Source organism: Candidatus Zixiibacteriota bacterium, assembly GCA_029860345.1.
In the GTDB taxonomy this organism is placed as follows: Bacteria; Zixibacteria; MSB-5A5; order GN15; family FEB-12; genus JAJRTA01.
This window is the reverse complement of the sequence record JAOUBJ010000020.1, coordinates 51,474-67,615: the sequence shown is the minus strand read 5'-3', so window position 1 is coordinate 67,615 and position 16,142 is coordinate 51,474. Positions and strand designations below refer to the sequence as shown.

General features: G+C 54.7%; 13 protein-coding genes and 1 tRNA gene. All 14 read right to left on the bottom strand.

Annotated elements, in window-relative coordinates:
• Nucleotides 1–205 precede the first annotated feature (205 nt).
• The 14 genes from zapB to fliD all read right to left on the bottom strand — a co-directional run bounded on the left by zapB (nucleotide 206) and on the right by fliD (nucleotide 16,030).
• On the bottom strand, nucleotides 206–451 hold the full coding sequence (gene zapB / locus OEV49_16415) for a cell division protein ZapB (protein MDH3892649.1): 246 nt from the start codon (nucleotides 449–451) through the stop codon (nucleotides 206–208).
• Nucleotides 448–2,838: a phenylalanine--tRNA ligase subunit beta gene (gene pheT, locus OEV49_16410; protein ID MDH3892648.1), complete on the bottom strand. Its 2,391-nt coding sequence runs from the start codon at nucleotides 2,836–2,838 to the stop codon at nucleotides 448–450. The genes zapB and pheT overlap by 4 nt, the downstream gene beginning before the upstream one ends.
• 2 nt (nucleotides 2,839–2,840) lie before the next feature.
• Nucleotides 2,841–3,854 (bottom strand): phenylalanine--tRNA ligase subunit alpha, encoded by a 1,014-nt coding sequence (locus OEV49_16405; GenBank protein MDH3892647.1) that lies wholly within the window; start codon nucleotides 3,852–3,854, stop codon nucleotides 2,841–2,843.
• A gap of 18 nt (nucleotides 3,855–3,872) precedes the next feature.
• A complete protein-coding gene (gene rplT / locus OEV49_16400; GenBank protein ID MDH3892646.1) occupies nucleotides 3,873–4,223 on the bottom strand; it encodes a 50S ribosomal protein L20 in 351 nt (116 codons plus the stop codon).
• Nucleotides 4,224–4,249: 26 nt separating this feature from the next.
• Nucleotides 4,250–4,447, bottom strand: coding sequence for a 50S ribosomal protein L35 (gene rpmI / locus OEV49_16395; protein MDH3892645.1), 198 nt, complete (start codon nucleotides 4,445–4,447; stop codon nucleotides 4,250–4,252).
• 39 nt (nucleotides 4,448–4,486) lie between these two features.
• The gene (infC, locus tag OEV49_16390; GenBank protein ID MDH3892644.1) at nucleotides 4,487–5,149 is read right to left on the bottom strand and encodes a translation initiation factor IF-3; all 663 of its coding nucleotides are present in this window, start codon (nucleotides 5,147–5,149) and stop codon (nucleotides 4,487–4,489) included.
• A 24-nt stretch (nucleotides 5,150–5,173) separates the two neighbouring features.
• Nucleotides 5,174–7,102, bottom strand: a complete 1,929-nt coding sequence (gene thrS / locus OEV49_16385) for a threonine--tRNA ligase (protein ID MDH3892643.1) — start codon at nucleotides 7,100–7,102, stop codon at nucleotides 5,174–5,176.
• Between the two features lie 83 nt (nucleotides 7,103–7,185).
• Nucleotides 7,186–7,262 (bottom strand) — tRNA-Val (locus OEV49_16380).
• 351 nt (nucleotides 7,263–7,613) lie between these two features.
• Entirely contained in the window at nucleotides 7,614–11,105 is a 3,492-nt protein-coding gene (locus tag OEV49_16375; protein MDH3892642.1) for a TIR domain-containing protein, read from the bottom strand.
• 284 nt (nucleotides 11,106–11,389) lie between these two features.
• On the bottom strand, nucleotides 11,390–12,277 hold the full coding sequence (locus OEV49_16370; protein MDH3892641.1) for an HDOD domain-containing protein: 888 nt from the start codon (nucleotides 12,275–12,277) through the stop codon (nucleotides 11,390–11,392).
• Nucleotides 12,278–12,283: 6 nt separating this feature from the next.
• Complete coding sequence (locus tag OEV49_16365) at nucleotides 12,284–12,706, bottom strand: hypothetical protein (protein ID MDH3892640.1); 423 nt, start codon at nucleotides 12,704–12,706, stop codon at nucleotides 12,284–12,286.
• A 76-nt stretch (nucleotides 12,707–12,782) separates the two neighbouring features.
• The gene (locus OEV49_16360) at nucleotides 12,783–13,244 is read right to left on the bottom strand and encodes a hypothetical protein (GenBank protein ID MDH3892639.1); all 462 of its coding nucleotides are present in this window, start codon (nucleotides 13,242–13,244) and stop codon (nucleotides 12,783–12,785) included.
• Between the two features lie 2 nt (nucleotides 13,245–13,246).
• A complete protein-coding gene (fliS, locus tag OEV49_16355; GenBank protein MDH3892638.1) occupies nucleotides 13,247–13,678 on the bottom strand; it encodes a flagellar export chaperone FliS in 432 nt (143 codons plus the stop codon).
• 15 nt (nucleotides 13,679–13,693) lie between these two features.
• Nucleotides 13,694–16,030 carry a flagellar filament capping protein FliD gene (fliD, locus tag OEV49_16350; GenBank protein MDH3892637.1) on the bottom strand — a complete coding sequence of 779 codons (2,337 nt, stop codon included), beginning with the start codon at nucleotides 16,028–16,030 and terminating at the stop codon, nucleotides 13,694–13,696.
• Between the last annotated feature and the right edge of the window lie 112 nt (nucleotides 16,031–16,142).

The window sequence follows — 16,142 nt, the reverse complement described above, 5'->3', positions numbered from 1 at the left end:
CGACTAATACATCTTCCACGGAAACCAAAAAGAGAGAACAGCAATAAAGACAAAAAAGAACAGAAATAGAAAAAAGTGTTACCCATGTGCCCGGTCTAAAGTGTAACCTATGTACCCGGTCGTACACCGATGGCGGAGACGGGGTGTGTTCTCAAACAGGGAGCAGATGTAGCATCGCCGCTCAGAAAAGCCATTTATGGCCCTTTTATGGCCCAGCCAGTTCTTCCAGCTCGTCCAGACGGCTGAGCACCAGTTGCAGCTTCGAACGCACCGCCTCCGACTGATCGGCAGCTTGCAACGAAAGCGATTTGTGATCTTTGCTGAGATCAGCCACCTGCGCCTTGAGCTGTTTATTCTCGCCCTGAAGCGTGGCGTTTTCAGTCTTCAGATTCTTGACCACCTGCAACAATTGGTCGACCTTCTGCGATATCTGATCTAAAGTGTCACTCACGGTTTTTTGATCCTAATCTCGGCATTAAACTTCTGCTCTAAGTCACCGACAACACGTTGTTGCGTAGCTTCCACTTGCTCGTTCGACAAACTTCCGGTCTGTGACCGGTATCGGATCGAAAGGGCGATCGACTTTTTGCCCTTCTGAATCTGGTCGCCAGAGTAAAGATCGAAAATCTCGACCGCTTCCGCAAGCTCTCCGGCTGCTTTTTTCACACAAGCGGTAACATCACCGGCGGCCACATGTTCATCGACTACAATCGCCAGGTCGCGCGGCGCGGCCGGATAAATCGACAGCGGTGTGAACTTGAGTTGTTGGTCGCGCGTGTCCATCAGACCATCAAGCGACAATTCGGCGATCAGGACCGGCTGTTTGATGCCCATTCGGCGAGCTTTGTCCGCCGCCACCCGTCCGACCCACCCTACCTTGCGCTTGCCCTGAAGCAGTCGGAAAGATAGCTTATCGTCGAGGAACGACACCGGCTCCGGTCCATAACTAAACCTGGACCAGCGGAAGTGTTCGGCTAGGCTGTCAAGGGCGCCTGCAAGATCATGGAAATCGTACGGTCGCGAAGTCTGCCGCCAACCCTGGGGAGAACTGCCCGTGACGGCCAGCACCAAGCGGTCCTCCTCACGCCAGTCGTTGTCGGACATGCCTGAGAAGAACGCTTTGCCCAACTCGAATAGACAGACGTCCATGACACGGTGCGACAGATTGTGGGCCACGGCGGCAAGCGTTGTCGGCACCAGCGAGTTGCGCATAATGTCAAGTTCTTCCGACACCGGGTTGAGAATCCGCACCTGTGGCAGGTCGGGATTGAACAGTGTGGCCAGCTTGCTGTGACTTAAACCGTGATCGAGCATTTCATCGAATCCACAAGCGGTCAATACGGCGCGGGCTTCATCCTCAAACCTGTCCTCGGGCAATCTGCGTGTGAAAAGCGGTCCGATGCAATTGATAGCGTCGTCGATACTCTCGAACCCTTCGATCCGAACCACTTCTTCGATTAAGTCAATCTCCTTTTCCAGATCGGGCCGGAAAGTCGGCGCCGTGACCGTCAAGGGTCCATCCCCTTGCACGTTCAACTCCAGATCGGTCAGTATCTGTTTCATTCGTTCGGTGGTGTAGTTGCTGCCAAGAACCGCGTTGCAGCGTTCAGGGCGCAGTTCTATGACCCTCGGTTCGATTCTTGTCGGATAGCAATCAACAATCCCCTGGGCAACCTCTCCCCCACACAGTTTGTGCATCAGTTGCGCCGCTCGGTCCAGAGCATATCGAATGCCGTTGGGGTCGACGCCCTTCTCAAACCGTTGTGATGACTCGGATACGGTATCGAGTTTGCGACGACTCTTGCGAATCATGCTCGGGTTGAAGTAAGCCGCTTCGAGAAGAATGTTCGTGGTACCGTCTTCGACTTCGGAGTTGAGCCCGCCCATCACACCACCGGCGGCCACCCCTTCCTTACCGTTGGTAATCAAGAGCACCTGTTCATCAAGCGAGTGCTCACGTCCGTCCAGGGTGGCAAACTTCTCACCTTCGCGGGCGCGGCGGACGACAACTTCGTTTGAGCCGAACCGATCCAGATCAAAAGCGTGCAGCGGATGACCGCATTCGAGCATTACCAGGTTGGTAATGTCGACAATGTTTGAGATCGGTCGCACACCGGATGCCAACAATCGTTTGCGAAGCCACCACGGAGATGGAGCGATCTGGACGCCCTTTATAACACGCGCCGCATAACGGGGGCAAGCATCGACATCATCGATGGACACTTTGATGTAGTCAGATGCGACTGCCGATCCTTCGGCAACCTGACTATCGGGACGGTTCAACTTGATTGAGGCCAACGCCACCAGATCACGGGCGATACCGATTGCCGACATGGAGTCGCCTCGATTCGGGGTTAGTTCAAAAGTGAGCATCTGGTCATCGTAATCGAGATACTCAACCAACGACCCGCCGACGGGAGCATCGTCGTCCAGCACAATAATGCCTGCGTGGTCATCCGAGATACCAAGCTCACGTTCGGAGCAGATCATGCCGACCGATTCAACCCCTCGGATTTTAACTTTCTTGATTACGAAATCGTCGACCAGTTTGGCCCCGATTCCGGCAAAGGCTATCTTTTGACCTTCTGCAACGTTGGGCGCTCCACAGACGACTTCGACTGTATCACTGCCGGTGTCGACTACGGCCTTCTTGATCTTGTCGGCTCCTTCGATAGCGCTTAGTTCAACCACCTGGCCGACAATCACGTCACGCATATACTCGGCGGTGGGTGTGATATACTCGCAAGCCGTTCCGGCCAGGGTGAGGCGGTCGCCCATTTCGTCCGGTGACCAATCAAGACCGGATAATTCCCTGAGCCATTGGTAGGAAATCTTCATGGCTAAATAAACTGCCTCAAGAAACGCAGATCGTTATTGTAGAACAGCCGGATGTCATTTATTCCATACTTCAGCATGGCCGGACGTTCGACACCGATGCCCCAGGCCAGTCCGGTGTATTTTTCGGGGTCGTGGCCGGTGTTGGCCAGCACATTGGGATGAATCATTCCACAGCCGAGAATCTCCAGCCAACCGCTTTTTTTGCAGACCGGGCAACCGTCGCCTTTGCAGAGGAAACACTCAATGTCAACCTCGGCTGAGGGTTCCGTGAAAGGAAAGTACGACGGCCGGAACTTGATCTTGAGTCCCTCGTCGAAAAAGGCTCTGCAAAATGCCACCAAGGTGCCCTTGAGGTCGGCCATGGTGACCCCTTCGTCGATTAGAAAGCCGTCGACCTGGTGGAAGGCGACATGGGCACGTGAACTGATCGCTTCGTTTCTGAAACACTTGCCGGGTGTGATAATTTTGATCGGCGGTTTCTGTTTTTCCAGCACGCGCACCTGGACCGGTGTGGTGTGGGTCCTGAGTAAACGGTCACCCTCGATAAAAAAGGTGTCCTGCATGTCGCGCGCGGGGTGATCCGGCGGAAAGTTGAGAGCGCTGAAATTGTAATGATCGGTTTCGATATCCGGCCCGCGAGCAATCTCAAAGCCCATGCCGTGAAAAATGCCACACATTTCATCGATGACCTGGGTGGTCAGATGCCGGACGCCGACTCGCTGGGCGGTACCGGGCAGCGTGGGGTCGATCAACTGGCGGGGGGTATCGCCTGAGAACTTTACTTCGGCGGCATCGAATTCAGATTCAAGCTGGACCCGGCACTTGTTGGCTTCGGCCCCGACCTGTTTGCGTTCGTCTACGGAGAGGTCTTTCAGACCTTTTAGAATGGCCGTAAGAGGACCTTTGCGTCCGAGGTAGTGGACACGAGCCTCTTTAAGCGAAGCGAGCGAATCAGCCGTGCTGATCCGCTCTCGCGCCTGTAAACTTAGACGGGCAACTTCCTCCAAAAGCGACATTATCGAGCTCGCTTTTAGTTAGTTGCCGGCGGCGATTTTTGCCAGGTTGGTGAATGTGGCCATGTCGCGAGCAGCGATATCGGCCAGGACCTTGCGATTTAGGTTCACACCTGCCTTTTTGAGGCCGTGCATGAAAGTTGAATAATTGGTATCACACATTTTGGCTCCCGCCGAGATACGGGCAATCCAAAGACCGCGGAAAGTCCGCTTTTTGGCGCGACGGTCACGGTAGGCGTACTTCATGCCCTTGTTGACCGTCTCCAGGGCGGTTCGATAGAGCTTGCTGCGGGCGCCGTAGTTGCCGCGTGCTTTCTTGAGCACCTTCTTATGGCGGCGGTGGGCGGCTACGTTATTCTTCGAGCGTGGCATTGTCTTCTCCTTGAGGTTCAGCCGTCTTACAGGTTCGGCAGCATACGACTTACGCGCGGCATGTCGGCTTTTGATATCAAAGCACTTTTGCGCAATTGACGTCTGCGCTTCGGACTCATCTTGTTCAAAATATGAGTCTTAAAAGCGTGATGTCTTTTCAGTTTTCCGGAAGCCGTCTTGCGAAATCGTTTGGCGGCTCCTCGCACCGTTTTAATTTTCGGCATCGAGCGTATCCTCGTTGTTGGCTGTGCTATATGTTCGGTCTATTCTGACCCGGTGTTGGTCGCTTCTGTCTCCACCGGAGTTTCTTCTTCACTGCTTTCTGCATCGGCCTCAGGCTTTTCAGCCACTTCGACGGTTTCAGCCTCTTTGGGCGATGCTGTGCGCGTACTTTCTTTCAGCCGCTTAAGGGTCTCGGCGTTGGGTCCTAAGATCATGCTCATGTTGCGCCCTTCGCGCTTAATCTCGACGTCAACCACGGCAATATTGACCATGTCTTCGGCCACCCGCAACAGCAACTCGCGACCGCGCTCGGTGTAGGCCAATTCTCGACCGCGAAACATGACATAGGCGCGAACTTTGCTGCCCGATTCCAGAAACTCACGAACATGCTTACACTTGAAATTGTAATCATGATCGTCGATCTTGGGGCGAAAGCGCATTTCCTTCATCTGGTAGCTGTGCTGACGCTTCCTGGCGATCTTCTCCTTCTTTGCCTGCTCGTACTTGAACTTGCCATAATCAAGAATTCGACAAACCGGCGGCCGACTGTTGGGAGATACTTCCACCAAATCAAGCTCAACATCCCGAGCCTTGTCAAGGGCCTCATTGATGGGTACAATGCCCAACTGTTGGCCGTCGTCACCGATCAGTCTAACCGGCGTGGCTTTGATTCGGGTGTTGACCCGAAGCTCTTTGCTGCTTATGAAACCCTCCTGTTAATCATCAGTTCAACTCGCATTTAGTCCTTTCGTAGCAACTTCTTCCAGCAGCATTTCAACTGCCGCATCAATTGTTTTCACGCCAATGTCGCCGACTACGTGCTTGCGCACCGCGACCGAGTCCTCCTGGACTTCTCGCTTGCCGACAACAAACATATACGGCACTTTGAGCATTTCGGCGTCACGAATCTTAGCGCCGATCTTCTCCGACCGAGAATCAAGCTTGGCTCTGATGTCGCGATTTTTCAAGCGCTCGACGACAGCAGCTGCGTACTCGTTAAGATCGTCAGTTATCGGTAGCACCCTTACCTGGCATGGGGCCAGCCACAAAGGGAAATTACCGGCATAGTGTTCAATCAAAACACCAAAGAAGCGTTCGATCGAACCCAGCAGCGCCCGGTGAATCATAAACGGTCGCCGCTGTTGACCATCGGCTGCAATATAATGAAGATCGAACCGTTCCGGCAAGGAAAAATCGAACTGGATAGTCGAGCACTGCCAGCTCCGGTTCAGAGCGTCTTTGATTTTTATATCGATTTTAGGACCGTAAAAAGCGCCACCACCCTCATCGACCTGGTATTCAAGGCCGGATTTATCCAAAACGGACCTAAGGCCGTCCTGAGCACGATCCCAATCGGCCGGATCACCGATGGCCTTCTCCGGTCGGGTGGACAGAAATATGTCATAATTCGAGAAACCGAAAGCCTTCAGCAGGTTGACACAGAAATCCAGCAGCCAGACCAACTCGTCCTCCATCCCCTCCTGAGTGACGAAATGGTGGGCGTCGTCCTGGGTAAATCCGCGCACCCGCATTAATCCGTGCAAAACGCCACCCCGCTCAAACCGGTAGACCGTCCCCAGTTCGGCCCAGCGAAGCGGCAGGTCGCGGTAGGACCAGCGGCGCGACTTGTACATCGAAATATGGAACGGACAGTTCATCGGTCTTAGCTGGAAGGCGCGGCCCTCGGCCTCGAATGGGCTGTACATGTCGTCTTTATAGAAATCGGTGTGTCCGGACTTGTCCCAAAGTTCGAGATTGGCTATGTGCGGCGAAAACACGATTTCGTAGCCGGCCCTGGTGTGTTCCTGCCGCCAGAAGTCTTCGATCTCGTTGCGGATACGAGCGCCGTTGGGCAGCCAGAGCACCAGCCCGCCACCGACTTCCTCGTTTATCGTAAACAACTCCAGCTGCTTGCCGATCAGACGGTGGTCGCGTTTCTTGGCTTCTTCGAGTCGTTCCAGATACTCGTCGAGCATCCCTTTTTTGGGATAGGCGACACCATAGATACGCTGAAGCATCGGCCGTCTCTCATCCCCACGCCAGTATGCGCCGGAACTCGAAGTCAATTTGAAAGCTTTCACCAAGCCCGTCTTCGGCAGGTGTGGGCCGCGACAGAGGTCTTCGAACCGGGAATGGTTGTAAAACGAAACCGTGTCGTCTTCGAGCTCTTCTAAGATTTCCGCCTTGTAAACGTCACCCTCAGCCTTGCATTTTGCGAGAGCTTCCGCGCGAGGGCGCTCGGAACGACTGAACACTGCGTTTTCGGCGATGATCTCTTTCATTTTCTTTTCGATACGCTCGAGGTCTGCAGGCGAGAACGGTTCCGGGACATCGAAATCGTAATACCAACCTACGTCGATAGCCGGTCCGATAGCCAGCTTAACGCCGGGGAACAGTTCCTGAACCGCCTGGGCCATTATATGTGCGCTGGAGTGCCAGAACACCTGCTTACCTTCGGGCTGATCAAAAGTCAGAATCTCGATAGGTGCGTCGATATCGATACCGGCGGTTAGGTCCATCACCTGCCCATTTACTTTCACGGCCAGGGCTGCTTTGGCCAGTCGCGGCGAGATTGATAGCGCCACATCCAAACCAGTAGCGCCACGGTCATAAGCCTTGACCGAACCGTCGGGCATTGTCAACTGTAGCTGCGGCATCTTAAAACTCTCTAACCTATCACAAAACGAAAAGCGGAGGTTCGGCGGTTCTATCCAGCCGATGTCCGCTGTTGTCATCTATATGGTGGGCGATACTGGAATTGAACCAGTGACCCCTTGCATGTCAAGCAAGTACTCTAACCATCTGAGCTAATCGCCCAACTCATTTACTTTTATGTAGTGTCGGTCAAAGACTACACTACCTACGCACGGCTTTCGAAAATAGTCTTAGTCGGGTTTTTTGTCAAGGCCTAAATTGGACGGGCATATTGAATTAGGCTTGGGCCTCTTAACAGTAGGTCAGGTCTCTCTTCTCTCAGAGACCTGACATCGGCGAAGCCGATTCTCTTCATTGCGGGTGGCACCCTCAAAAGTCTCGAATGTAGGGTGGGTTCGTCTTCGAACCCGCCAATACTGTTTGGGGTCTAAAGTCTGTCATTCCGGGCTTTGACCCGGAATCCATCTTCGATACGGATCAGACGGCGCCCAACGCTCAGTGACTCCGGTTTGTCTATCGCTTCCGCTTCTTACTGGACGCCTGCCCAAAGAACTCATCCCGCACCTTCCACACCGCCTCCATGTCCAGCTTCACGCCTTGGAAAACAATCTGACGGTTCTTCTTGTCTTTCCGCGCCTTCAGGTAACGCGTCACGTTCATCCATCGGATGACCTGCCCGTCGGTCGTGCCGTCTGTCTGGCGAATGACCAGATACACATCCACGGGGAGGCTCAGCCAATACTCGAGGTGTCGATCATTCTTCACATCGAAGACCTCGTTGCCATCGGCCTTCCGAGTGCGCAGGTAAGAGTCGCCGCTCTTGAGTTGCACGCAGATTTTCTTCCCACTGGCCTTGCCGTCGTTGTCTCTGAACTCCACTTCCCCGTCGATACCGTACTCGAACATTGTCACGGGACGGAAGATCTGATTCGCGTCGCCGGCGATGGCCATCATGTGGCCGATCAGGATTTGCTCAAGCGCTTGGGTGTCGAGTTGGCGCGTGGCCGTCTCGTCCATGGCCAGGATTTTTCGCGCCACCGGATCGCTCTTGAGGCGCTGCTCGATAAAGTCGATGAACGGCACTTGCTCGTCGCATTCCTGGCAGGTTATGAAATCCTTCTTCCTTTCCATCCGCCGCCGCACCGCGTCCAGATCCTTCACCGGTTTGCCACAGTCCTGGCACACGTAGCGACGGTCGCGCGTCACCTCGCAGCCGTACTTGGCCAAGTGGCGATGGACATACTCGATAAAGATTACCCTCAGTTCGTCCGGCACCTCCTTGTCGAAATAAAGGCTGATTGTCCCCGTGCCTTCGCCCGGCTGGTTGCCGATCTTCAGACCGAGCGTGAGGTCTGAGAAGGCGAACTCCGCCGCGTTGCGCCACAACTCGCGGTGCTCGAACTCATTGCTGTACCACAGCCGCACCACCAGCGTGGTCCACACCGTTTGCCATTCGCCACTGAATGTGTAGGATACGAAGATGTCCGGTTCATGCGGAATGTCCTTTTCCCGGCGGTATTGTGAGGGAAAGACCAGGTGCCGCCCCTGCGGCGTCTCCTCGGCGATACAGAGCGAGTGGTCAAGAAAGGTCTGAACCAGCGCCCGCAGAAGCAGTTCTTCATCGGGGCGATTCTTCAACCGTTCGACGCCGGTGAAATCGAAACCGGGCTGGTAGATGTCTGCCTCCGGTACGCAACCGATCTCATCGGTGTGAGCGCGGGCGGCGCGGATGATCGCCCCGGCGTAGCCGTTGATAAGTTCCGGTTGCAAAAGCACCAGGTCGCCGAATTTCAAGGGGCGAGCCAGACCGTGATTGGCCAGCAGTGTCACCGCCGTGCGCACATCGGACGCGCCGAATTTCTCCACCGGCAGCGCCTGCTCCAGCCGTTGCGCCAGTTCGGCGAAACGGAGCAGCCGAATGTCCGACTCGTCGCGCATGGCCATCACAGCCTTCTTCAATTCGGCCAGAAGGCGCGGCGTGCTTGTCCACTCCAGCTTGTCCCACGGAATGTTTTCGGCGATCAATTGTTTCAGCTTCGAGGGCTGGCCGCCGTTCTTCTTGTCCGAGCAATTCTCGCCTTTTTTCGCTCCCGTGGAGAGCCAAGCCTTGAAATCGTACTCCTGCAAGAACCTTTTGATTTTTCTCTCGCTGACCATTACCCCACCGACATCGCTTCTCGTCGTAATCAGCACCTTGGGAACTTCGGGATTTGTGTCGTGTTGGGCTGCTGCTGATTCTAGCGCCTTGATCCAATCGCCAGCCTCGGCAAAGGGATCGTCCTTCTGCGGATTGATGAGCAGCAGTGCCAAAGCTGTCTGATCCAAATAGAGTTGGTGAATCTCGCGGTAGCTCAATTGGCCAGCAAAGTCCCAAAGCAAAGCTTCGCGCTCATCTGTTTCATCAGTTGCAGGGGGCAAATCCAGCCGCCAGACATTCATTCCATGCGTCGAATCGGTTTTTACGTATCGATCCTTGACTAGCCGATGGGCCAATGTCGTCTTGCCGACCGTGCTCTCGCCGATCAACACAACCTTAGCGTTCACGTAGCGACGCGTTGCCTCGGCCGGCGGCGCCGCGCGGACGTCGGTGAGGCGATAGACGTAGATGGGACCCAGGGCAGTGCCCACCACAAGCCGCGAACCATCGGGGCTGAAGGTGACGGAAATCGGAGACACAGCCAACTCATACTCGATCACTTGCAAGCTGGCCCCCGATTTCCAATCCCAGAGCCGGACTGTTTTGTCCTGGAATCCCGTGGAGGCGATCAAGCTGAAGTCGGGGGGGATGGCGACCGAATGCACTTTGTTCTGATGGCCCTCCAATGTCCCGACACAAGACCCCGCTTCCAGGTCCCAGACTTTGACCGTCTTGTCGTCCGAACCCGAAACAGCGAACCGTCCGTCCGGCATGATCTGGACTGACTTCACAATGGACGAGTGGCCCTTCAGGGTCGCGAGGCACTCGCCCGCTTCCAGATCCCAGTGTCGAATTCGTCCGTCCCGATGCCCCGACAGCGCATGTGTCCCCGCCCGATTGACGGCGCAGGTGAAAATGTTGTCGCCGCCGTTCGGCCCGCAATCTATGGTCTTGAGGCATGAACGCGATGAGAGGTCCCACAACCTGAGCATGTTGTCCGATCCGCCAGAAAGCGCGCGGGCGTTGTCCTGCAAGGCGACCACCGAGCGGACGTGATGCGTGTGACCCTTCAACATCGCCAGTCTCCGTCCCGAGCTTGCATTCCAAACACGAACGGAATGGTCAGCCGAACCCGACAGAATTCGTTTCCCATCCGGCGTAATCGCAACGGAGTTCACGTGGTCCGTATGCCCTTTCAGCGTCGCCCGGCACTCACTAGTCTCCATATCCCAAATCTGGACCGTACTGTCTAGTAAGCCGGACGCCGCCCATGTCCCATCCGGGCTGACGGCCACGCTCCAGACCCAGCCCTTGTGCCCGGTGAGCTTGCGTTCCAGAACCGCCAGCGGCTCGGTCTCTTCCGGCGGTGTCTTTGGCCTCGGCTTCTTTGGAGGTGGCTTCTTCTTCAGTATCTTCTTCTTCGGCGCGGGCTTGGCCATGAGCGGCGCATCAACCGCATCGGGCTGGCAGACGCTCAGCAGTTCGGCAAACGCTGCCTCCTCGTCCGACTCCTCCCGGAAATCCACATACTTGTAGCGCCTCAGCGTGTCCGGCAGTTTGCAGTCGGCCAGCAGCAGTGGGATGAAGCGGCGCCCTTCGTTGGCCGGATCGCGATGGATGGCGCTGCTCCGTTCCAGAGCCACCCAGTCGGAGGCAAGTGCGTTCGGGGTCATACAGAGGAGTAGCGTACGTGTGGTTTCGATTCCGCGCTCGATGGCGAGGTAGATATCGTCGCCAGGTTTGACCACCCATTTATCGAACCACACCCGCAGCCCCGCTTTCTTCAGCTGTGTCGCGAGCCGCAGCACCCGTGGTTTGTCTTTCGAGTTGTAGCTCAGGAATACGTCATACTTGAAGCCATCTGCCATTCTTCATCCTCAATACATTGATCCCGGCCTGCGCCCGCATGAGACCCCTTTGGATATCCTACCATTGAATCGATGGGTCTTTTACCAGCAAGCGCAAAAAGATACAAAACTCTCTTCGATTTATCAATAATCTTCTCTTAGTAGGGCGGCATCCCTGCGATGCCGCCGAAATCGGCAGGATCACAGGGATCCTGCCCTACTATTGCAATTGCTTTGTGCCAAGGGGTGAAGACTGGATTCTAGCCTTCGCCAGAATGACGTAGGTGGATTTGGTTATGGAATGACTACGACGACATGCCGGCCATCTGCATGAAAGTCTCGGCTTTGACATACTCTTCGCGCAACAAGGCCACGAATGTCATCATGTCATCGTCGGTGATCTGCAGAAACTCCATGACCCCATCTTCCAGGCTGCCGATAATGTCTCCGCGCTTGGGGTCCAGGAAAGTCTTCCGGGCGATATGGTCGCCCAAATGTACCAGGTAGGCAACGGGGAGTTCATCTTCGCTCAATTGCGGGCGGTGATGATAGCTGATTGAGTCGGCCAGACGTTTGGGCAGTTTCCATTGAGTGGCCAAAAAGCCCCCGACCTGAGCATGGTTAAATCCAAGTGCCCGTTCCTCGACTTCAAAATCCGGAGACTCCTCGTCGTCCTTGCGGGCCTCCTGGAACTTGGCGTTTTCTTCAGGCAGGAAACAGGAGATTATCAGTTTACCCACATCGTGCAGCAGACCGGATGAAAACGCGGTATCGGGGTCGACCATGCCGTGCGCGTTAAGTCGACGCGCCAACAAGCGCCCACAGAAAGCCGTGGCCAATGAATGACGCCAGAACGCTTCCTGAAACTCCTGGTCGATATCTGAACTCTTGAACATATCGAGCACCGAGGCCGACAAGACCAGGTTCTTGATAGCCTCCATGCCCACAATCATAACCGCATGTTTGACCGACTCGATCTCGCGGGCCAGGCCGTAGAATGCCGAGTTGGTCAGTTTCAGCACTTTGACCGACATGGCCGGATCTTCGGCCAACACCGAGGCAACCTGCCCGGCCGATGAGTTGGGGTCGGAGATCACCTTTTGAATCTGGTGAAATACAATCGGAGGCGTCGGCAGATTCCGAATATTCGAGATCACCTGCTTTACTTTGTTGTCAATCGTGGCTGTTTCCATGTTGTCTTACAGGTCTTCCTGCTCTGGTAATTTGCCGATAAACTCAGCGGCGAGTATGTCGGCGATTTTCTCTTTCACTTCCTTCGAGAAGTAGAACCCGCTGTCGATCCGTTGGCGCACAGCTTCGAGTTTTGTGCTAGCGGCTTCCTTCTTGGCCCCGGTCGTCGACACTTGATCATTGCCCCGAGCCCTGGCCGCCGCCAACTGGTCACGCAGCTCCTGACTGTCGTAGCCAACCGGATCGATCTGCGTTCCTTGGGCCTTAGACAGTTGCACGGTGTCCTCGGTCAGGCCGGCCTGATTGGGACTCCTGGTCTCCTTCGACTGTTCTTCCGCGCTGGTGCCGCCCGACGATTCCCGGGCGTTGTCGACCGCTTTTTTGATCGGTTCGTTCAACGCCGGTTGATCTTGACTTGGTCCGATTTTCATAGCATCACCATCTACCTTCCTATTTCGGTGACGATCATCTTTGTGGTCATCCACGATCTATACCAGCCACACAACTTCAGTTCTTACCATCGACAAACTGCGGGGCATGGTCGCCCTCGCTCATATACTGAAGAATCTTGCGACTGTTCTTGAGTTCTCCCAATTCCGATCTTATGCGTTCGTAACGCTTCCTGAGATACTCTTCGCTCTCAGCGACCAGGGTCATATTCTTCTTGACCATGGTGGCAATACTGTTCACCAGTTTCTTGACCTCCGGCTTGGCCGCGGCCACGCGGAACATCTGCGGATGTTTGGCTTTCAGCGTGACAACTTTGTCTTCGGATGTCTTGATGCGTCGGTGACAACGTTCGATTTCGGCAAAGAGGTCCAGCAGGTGCTCATCCTGATCGAACTTGATCGAATCACGCTGCTTATCCATCGTGATATAGAGTGACTGATAGAATGAGTATTCTTCTTTGAGAACGAAGATCAATTCTCGTTCCAGTCGACTGATGGCATTATAATCCAAGCTGTCCATGTCTATCCGGATGTCGCGAAACCACCGCCGGCCGGTGGCGGGGTCGGAACCGGCAGGGTGGATTTGGCTTCTTGTTGTTTCAATTCCGTCCAGCCTGATTTCAGGTTGGTCAATACAGTTATGATATCGTCAATTTCGGACAAATCTTTGGTCGCCTCCACGGCGTCGATCCGACTGACAACGTAACTGTATATTTTGGCCAGATTGGCGGCAACCTCGCCCCCTTGTTCCAGGTCGAGAGTGGTATACAGATGCACCACGAAACTCTTGGCTTTCTCGAGGTGTTCGTAACCTGCCTGATACTGTTGGTCGGTGTAGCTTGCCTGGGCCGCACGAAAAGAGGCCAAAGCACCGTCATAGACTTTGATTACCAGTTCAACTTGAGTTTTGCCGAGCGTGTCGACAGCTTCATACGACCGTAAGGTTCCATCCATTCTGTACTTTCCTATCTAGTTATCTTTCTGTATAAGTCCCCAGTTGTTGTTTATACCGGCCAGTTGCCGGTTGAGGAAATCTCGCTGCGAATTCAACTGACCCAAAGCTGTTTCCATTTGGAAGAACTGAAGCAAAAGAGTGTCCCGCCGTACAGCCAGTCGCTCGTCGATATCGGAGATACGATCGGCAAGAACTTCAACCTGCTTTTCATAGTTCGATATCTGTCTGGCGAAAGTTCCGTCGACCGCTCTGGTCAAGCTGGTCAGCAGATCGTTGGTTTTGGCGGCAATTCCTTTGGTTGGTGTTACAAAACCTTCAGCCCCGGCGCCCACGTGCGCACTGGTGAGGTTGATTCTAAGTTTGAGTCCGGCGGTGAACTCGTTACCCTCGACGCCGGTCAGTTCCTGACCCTTGCCTTCGGCTGTTTCACCGTTGATGGTCCCGGCCACGTCCTCGCCGTCAGTGGCCGTTCCATTCTGAAGGCCAAGGACTGCGTCAGCCGGATTGTTCAAGCCGGTATCAATGTCGATTTTCGACTCGGAACCGTAAGTACCGCTGGTGAACTTAAGGTATCCGTTGCCACCGGTGTCGATCCATTCGACGGTCACGCCGCGCCCTTTAAGCACCGAATCGGCGTCTATCTGTTTTTGAATTTCGTCTACCAGGGCGGTTGATGAATTGTAGGTGGCATGTGCCAGTTGAAGAGTCCCGGAGATAACACCGTCGACTTTCAACCTCAGTTCGTCGTCGGTGGATGTTATCGTTATGCCGGTGGTGGCCGGATCAGCCAGGCTGGTGCCGACATAGGTGCCTTTCTCGGCTGCATTGGTGATGTCCACCAGGTAACTGTAGCCGGTTTGGGTCTGCGCATCAGCCGCTACGAATTCTATCAGAGAGTTAGTGGAGTCGCCGCCGGCTGTGAACAACCGGACGACTTCGTCAATATTGTTTTCTAAAGCCGCATCGAGCCTGGAGGCGTCCACAATCGCCAATTCGCCCGAGGCATTGGTCCGGATGCCTATAGAAAAGAGCTGGTTGAACTCTCCACCAAGACCGGCTACACCCCGACCGACAGCCGCGCGTAAGGAACGCTGCATCGTCCATACACTGGAGTCAGTGAAGAGCACGCCGGTCGAGCCGGTATCTGCGTCATATTCGTTCTGTTGGTCGATGAATCCGATGACATCGTTGTAGGCAGTTATGAAACTCTTGATCTGGGACTTGACCGAAGTGGTGTCAAGCTTGGCCTCGATTCCGACGCTGTCGCCGGGGTCGGTTACCTTTTTGAGATTCAGGGTCACTCCGGCAATGAGGTCGCTGATGGTATTGGTGGTGGAGGTAACGGTAATCGGAGAACCGGACCCACCCGCCGAACCCAATGACACTTTGGCATCGGAAGCCTCTTGCAGCGTTGGTGTGAATGTCGACACCGAGAATTCATCACCGGCGGTGAGAATGCCGGCGCCGAAGTCCACCCAAAGTCCGTCGGCGCCTGCGCCTGTCAGTTGCACCTGCCCGGCTGCGTCCACATCGATAGAGCCGGAATTGGTACCATCCGTCCAGTCGACAGTAATCGTGCCGGAGCCGATCGTCTGTTCGCCTGTACCCTGGACGGTAAAGGTGTAAGTTTTGTGTTCGGCGCCGGTGAAATCAGCGCTGGCGCCAAGCGAAATCGTCGAGGAACTGCCGGTGGCGGATGTAATTGTTTCCGGAACGTCGAATATGCTATCAGTGTAGTTCAGGTTGAGGCCACCGGTTAGGTTGGAGGTGATTTCAATACTGTTCTCGCGACCGGTCAGGTCGCCGCTCAGGACCAGGCGATTTGCATTGGTGTCGGAGCCGTCATTTATGATGGTAGCGGTGACGCCGATATCGGCCTCATTAATGGCATTCTTGATTCCCATCAGAGAGTTGTTGGTATTGTCGATGGTGATCGTTCGCACCGATCCGTTCCCGACCTGGATATCAATTGTCCCTGTGCCCATATCGTCGGAGGTTTGGTCATCGAATCCCTGGCTGGCCATCTGATGGTTGCGAGCCAACGAAAGAATCTGAAGATCATACTGCCCGGTGCCGACCTTGCCAAAGCCCGACGCCGTCAGATAGGCCGAGTCGGATACTGTTACTGAGGTTTTTTCAAATGTCGAACTGCGGTTCAACTGCGAGATTTGCGCCTTAAGGCCGAGGATCTTAGCCTCAAGCGCCTTGAGGGCGGTAATGATATTCCCTTTTTCGGCTTGTTGGGCTTCGAGGACATACGCATTGGCACGCCCGAATTCGATCATTGCATCGACGATGGCGTTGGTATCAAGCCCGGAGTTGATTCCCGCGATAGACTGTGTGCCCGGCATTGTTACCTCCTGTACCTTCCGACTTCAATGTCATATTCCGGTAGCATTTGCATAATCGATTTCCGGGGGGAAGAACCCTCCCCCCCGGAATGTAAAGTTCCTATGTACTAAC

Excerpts from the sequence above, each read along its gene's own strand:
- pheT (MDH3892648.1), bottom strand. The coding sequence starts at position 2,838 with ATGAAGATTTCCTACCAATGGCTCAGGGAATTATCCGGTCTTGATTGG.
- OEV49_16405 (MDH3892647.1), bottom strand. The coding sequence starts at position 3,854 with ATGTCGCTTTTGGAGGAAGTTGCCCGTCTAAGTTTACAGGCGCGAGAG.
- rplT (MDH3892646.1), bottom strand. The coding sequence starts at position 4,223 with ATGCCACGCTCGAAGAATAACGTAGCCGCCCACCGCCGCCATAAGAAG.
- rpmI (MDH3892645.1), bottom strand. The coding sequence starts at position 4,447 with ATGCCGAAAATTAAAACGGTGCGAGGAGCCGCCAAACGATTTCGCAAG.
- thrS (MDH3892643.1), bottom strand. The coding sequence starts at position 7,102 with ATGCCGCAGCTACAGTTGACAATGCCCGACGGTTCGGTCAAGGCTTAT.
- OEV49_16375 (MDH3892642.1), bottom strand. The coding sequence starts at position 11,105 with ATGGCAGATGGCTTCAAGTATGACGTATTCCTGAGCTACAACTCGAAA.
- OEV49_16370 (MDH3892641.1), bottom strand. The coding sequence starts at position 12,277 with ATGGAAACAGCCACGATTGACAACAAAGTAAAGCAGGTGATCTCGAAT.
- OEV49_16365 (MDH3892640.1), bottom strand. The coding sequence starts at position 12,706 with ATGAAAATCGGACCAAGTCAAGATCAACCGGCGTTGAACGAACCGATC.
- OEV49_16360 (MDH3892639.1), bottom strand. The coding sequence starts at position 13,244 with ATGGACAGCTTGGATTATAATGCCATCAGTCGACTGGAACGAGAATTG.
- fliS (MDH3892638.1), bottom strand. The coding sequence starts at position 13,678 with ATGGATGGAACCTTACGGTCGTATGAAGCTGTCGACACGCTCGGCAAA.
- fliD (MDH3892637.1), bottom strand. The coding sequence starts at position 16,030 with ATGCCGGGCACACAGTCTATCGCGGGAATCAACTCCGGGCTTGATACC.